Raw genomic sequence first — 4,294 nt, 5'->3', positions numbered from 1 at the left:
GTTGACGACAATCCACCAGCCGCCGTCGATGTAGACCTTGTCTAATGCCTTGGGTGTTGCGGCCAGCGTGCCGGCGAGCAGTTCAATCTTGGCGTCAGTGCGAGGAATGCCCGACTGGCCTGCATACTGCGCGTCATAGCTGCCGCGCACGCCCTCGCATGGGTAGGACGTATCGTAGCCAGGCACCTCATTACCGTGGCCATCGTCGATCAGGCTGTATTGCCAGAGCACAGCGCTGCGCAATTCGCCTGTGAGCGCAGCCGTCACGTCCGACTTGAGATCATCAAGCAGCATTCTTGTACATCTCCGCGCACGCTTCGGTTACCCGGCCGGCAATGGCGCCGATTGGGATTAGTGTTTGAGATTTCTCGACAAGCAGGCGCGCAACGTCGCGGTCTGCAATGATCCGGCCGCTTCTGGTGCTAACTGTGCCAACAGGTACGATCAGGATGGCGTCGGGGTCTGGTGGTTGCTGTAAGTGCTCGAATGCCGCGGCAACGGCGGTAAGCAGCACCATGCCGCTGCGCTCTAGCTCGCGCGCCACGGCAAGCACCGTGATGTCCTTGATTGAGAACCACCGCCTGCCGCCGCGCTTGCCTGCGAATAGGCATTCCGCGCCATCCTTGAGGCGATGGATAATCACGTCCAGATTGCCTCGCCGCAGGCCGGCCAGGCTTGCCGCTTCTTCGACGGAAAAGCAGCGCTCCGCATAGGTCGGCATCGCTGCCTCCTTTCAATCTGTTAGAAGTTCGTTTGAATAAAAAGGGGAGGCGATCAGCATCCCGCTGACCGCTTCCCAAGCATCCCGAAGGACGGCTCGCCGGTTTCACAAGTCCGGTAAGGCTTACCTGCCGACCATGAGCGGTACTATGTCCATCGGCGGGCCGCGCATGGCCTTATACGACGCAGGCCGCGCCGTTAGGATTACCCGCCTGAACTGAAACTGTTTGGGATACCCTCAACCATCCCAACGTTAGGGCCGGTTGAGTCCATACTACCTACCTATAAGACGACTTTTAGCCGAACTGGTTATAACCAGCCCTGCTATCTATAGCATCCTGGCGGCAAACTGGTACGTACCAGCCTTCCTACCAATACTGGTAGTTTGGGGAATCTGATGCGTACCAGCCTTCCCACCTATAGACGCGCTGAAGGCGATCTGCGCATGCGGAGCCCTTCACTATACTGTAGACGTAATCGCAAAAAGTGACGCCCTCTCACTATACTCCGCGCTCGGCGCCAAAAAGCGGGCCCTTCACCTATACAGGTTGCGAGATCGCGGAATTTAGATATTGGGCGCAGATTTCTCTACCCCTCACTTACCTTCACCATGAAAAAGGCGTTTAGGGACATCCCCTCACTTACATTCACCATGAAAACCGGCAAAAGCGGCAACCCCCTCACTATTACAGGGTCACGAGATAGCGAAAAGGAACCATCCCCCTCACTATACTCCGTGCTCAAAGCCAAAAAGTACCCATCTGGCACAACATGTTTATTGTGTCTGGCACAAAGAAAATGCACGCGACGGCCGAAACCGTCGCGTGGCTTGGCGCGAGACTATGCCGCCCGCGCAGCCTGTGCTGCCCTGATACGATCCATCAGGCCCGGCACCACACTGTGCACCAGCGGCTCGAACTTCACGGCGCCAACCTGACTGACAAAAATCCTGCACTGCCTGCCGACAAGATCGATTGCCTTTTCGATATCGTCGCCTCCAGCTAGGACTTTAAGCGCGGCCTGGCCGTCGTCCTGAACTGCTTTGATGACATGCTCGGTGTAGAGTTCGAACGGCACGTCGGTCAATTTCTGCTTGGGCAGGTCGACGTCAAATGACAATTGCAGCTTCCGGCCAAGCTCGGTTGCTCTCTCCTTGGCGGCAACCACCGTGATGATATGCCGGCCGGGCGTCACAAACGGCGATATCTCGTCCAACCATTCGGATGCCGTCTCAGGTTCCGGCTCGGTTGCCCGCGGTGCCTTGCTGGAAACTTTCTTGGCAATGGCGGCTTCCTTGGCGTCGACATAGACCTCGGGTAGGTCCTCATCGTACCGCTCACCGCCAAGCCAGTTCGCAGGAGTCGGGATCCACTTCTTATCCGTGCCTTGCGTGGCGTAGTGTTCCGCCCATGCGGCTGCCGCTTCTATGATGCGTGCGGCAAGCTCGGCGTCGGGCTCGATCTTATCCCATGCGGCCCGCGCTTTCGGCTTCTGGAATTTGCGCGGGTATGCGGACCAGAAGCGATCGAAGGCGCTCTCCGGGTCCCGCGACCCGGCACCGGCCGCAAGGCCGAGTGCAACGGGGTCGGGGGTATCTTCAGTTCCTACTTTACTGTCAGCCGGCTTGTCAGCCGGTGACGTAAGTAGGTTTTTGGTAAACCCTTGTTGACCGCTAGGCTCCGTAGTGGTCAACCCATCTTTACCACCTGTGGTAAACCCTTGTTGACCACTAGCTTGCGGTAAAGAGGGGTTTACCACTAGCCAGTTTGGACCGTATTCGCTGGGGCGGGTGCCTTCGCCTAAGTGGCGGGTAAAGTACCCCCAATCGACCAGCTCACGGCACGCGCCGATAACGGTAGGCTTTGAAAGTCCGGTGGCTTTCTCGATGTAGCGCAGGCTCGCGCGGCTGCCGCCTTTGCTCTGCATGTAGCGGTCAATGATGACCCAGGCGACAGTCATGTGGCGGCCGGCCGTGCGAGCGTCGAGAGCGATCGCCCCCAGCGTCCACCACTGCGACAATAGCGAGCCCGGCTTCGCGGTGCGCGGCTCTTTAGCTTCCGACATGGCTGCCGCCCTCGAGCGCCGCGACAGCAGCGCAAGTGATCTGTTCAGCCAGGACGGGATGGAAACTAGCAAAGCGAACGCCGCAATTTCGCGGTGCTACAGTTCGCCAAGCGCCCGCGCCGTTCTTGCGCAGGATGAGGCCGCATAGCCTCAGATGTTCAGATATTTCGATGTCAAAACGCGCCTCAGCGCCCGGTGCCTGTGGGCGCCGGATAGATAGTATTTTCACAATGTTCCCTTTGCTTTGTTGGATCCGCCCGCGGCACGTCCTCGGCGCCGCGGGCGGAGAGAGGTTTTAGGTGGCCTTCTGCGCCGCAGCCTCAAGAGCAACCGGCGGGAAAGCGCCACGCTGCAATTGCTTTTTGTCGTCAAACCAAACTGTGTCGATCAGTCCATAAAGGCTATCGACTCTTTCGACGGTCATTTTAAAGCCGCCGCTCTTCAACATCACGACGTCGCCGTCCTTGAACGCGTTTTCCATTAAGCTGCCCTCCGCTCCTGTTCAGCAATCCAGTTCGTCAATGTGCTTTTCCGCGCACAAAGGGTCTCACCCAGCCGAAAGTGCGGCAGGCGGCCCTTGCTTACCGCGTGGTACACGGTACGCCGCGGGAACCCGAGATATCCCGCGATAGCGTCGGCACCCCGCAAAAGGTCCGCGGCTATGTTGTCATTTGCCGGTTCCAAATTTTTTTGTCCTTTCTCTCATTTTTCACTTGACAGGGTTTGGTAAAATCTGGCAGTGTGTGCCTGCGTGCCAGATTTTGTACGCCTTACATCATTTCCCCTAAAATGTCAAGCCTTTTCCGCGTATTCCGTGTGTTACACGTGTTGCATAAAAACCGCTGGTCGTGTAATGTCGCCCCGAAAAGGAGACAGCAATGGCCACGATTCGAAAACGTGAACTCCCCTCTGGAAAATTCGTTTGGCAATGCGATTACCGCGACGGCGCGGGAAAGCGCAGGCACAAGCAATTCCCGACCAAGAAAGCCGCGGACGACTTTCTACTTACCGCGCGCGGCCAGGTGCGTGCCGGCACTCACGTGGCAGACAGCCAGTCAAAGACGATCGACCAAGCGGCGAAGCTCTGGCTGGCACAAGTCGAGAAAGACGGTAAGGAGCGAGCCACCGTCGACCGCTATACGGAAACCTATGAGAAGCAGGTGAAACCGCGCTTCGGCGCAACCAAGCTCAATGCGGTAACGACGCCATCGCTTCAGACGTTCATTGATGATCTCGTCGGCACCATGTCCCTTTCCTCGCTGAAGAAGGTGAAGGGCTGTTTGGTGAGCGTCTTCAAGTATGCGGTCAGCCGTGGTCTTGCTGCGCACAATCCCGCGCGCGAAGTAGCCTTGCCGGAAAACAATCGTGGCCGAAAGCGGCCCGAAATGCCGACCAAGGAAGAGCTGCGGAACATCCTCAAGTACACCCCTGCCCGCTGGCAACCGTTCGTTCGGCTGGCGACTGTCACAGGAATGCGCGCGAGCGAACTGCGCGGGCTGAAATGGAGCGA

Annotated in this window: 5 protein-coding genes and 1 pseudogene; 1 reads left to right on the top strand and 5 read right to left on the bottom strand. The window is 57.9% G+C overall.

The annotated features are described in order from the left end of the window. The 5 genes from EOA29_RS27080 to EOA29_RS43265 all read right to left on the bottom strand — a co-directional run. On the bottom strand, positions 1-294 hold a 294-nt coding region (locus tag EOA29_RS27080; protein ID WP_145969817.1), incomplete at its 3' end, for a hypothetical protein. Continuing rightward, entirely contained in the window at positions 284-721 is a 438-nt protein-coding gene (locus EOA29_RS27075) for a hypothetical protein (protein WP_127221857.1), read from the bottom strand. The genes EOA29_RS27075 and EOA29_RS27080, both read right to left, overlap by 11 nt. Positions 722-1,560: 839 nt before the next feature. Next, positions 1,561-2,784 carry a hypothetical protein gene (locus tag EOA29_RS27070; RefSeq protein WP_127221856.1) on the bottom strand — a complete coding sequence of 408 codons (1,224 nt, stop codon included), beginning with the start codon at positions 2,782-2,784 and terminating at the stop codon, positions 1,561-1,563. Between the two features lie 295 nt (positions 2,785-3,079). Beyond that, the gene (locus EOA29_RS27065; RefSeq protein WP_127221855.1) at positions 3,080-3,265 is read right to left on the bottom strand and encodes a DUF2158 domain-containing protein; all 186 of its coding nucleotides are present in this window, start codon (positions 3,263-3,265) and stop codon (positions 3,080-3,082) included. Next, positions 3,265-3,432 (bottom strand): excisionase family DNA-binding protein, encoded by a 168-nt coding sequence (locus EOA29_RS43265; RefSeq protein WP_281061114.1) that lies wholly within the window; start codon positions 3,430-3,432, stop codon positions 3,265-3,267. The genes EOA29_RS27065 and EOA29_RS43265 overlap by 1 nt, the downstream gene beginning before the upstream one ends. Before the next feature lie 230 nt (positions 3,433-3,662). On the opposite strand from EOA29_RS43265, the pseudogene EOA29_RS27055 reads away from it, so the two are divergent. Then, positions 3,663-4,294 (top strand): annotated as a pseudogene (locus EOA29_RS27055) (site-specific integrase); the annotation flags it as partial.

This window comes from Mesorhizobium sp. M1E.F.Ca.ET.063.01.1.1 (genome assembly GCF_003998155.1).
Classification (GTDB): domain Bacteria; phylum Pseudomonadota; class Alphaproteobacteria; order Rhizobiales; family Rhizobiaceae; genus Mesorhizobium.
The sequence above is the reverse complement of the archived record's forward strand: the minus strand, read 5'-3'. Positions and strand labels throughout refer to the sequence as shown.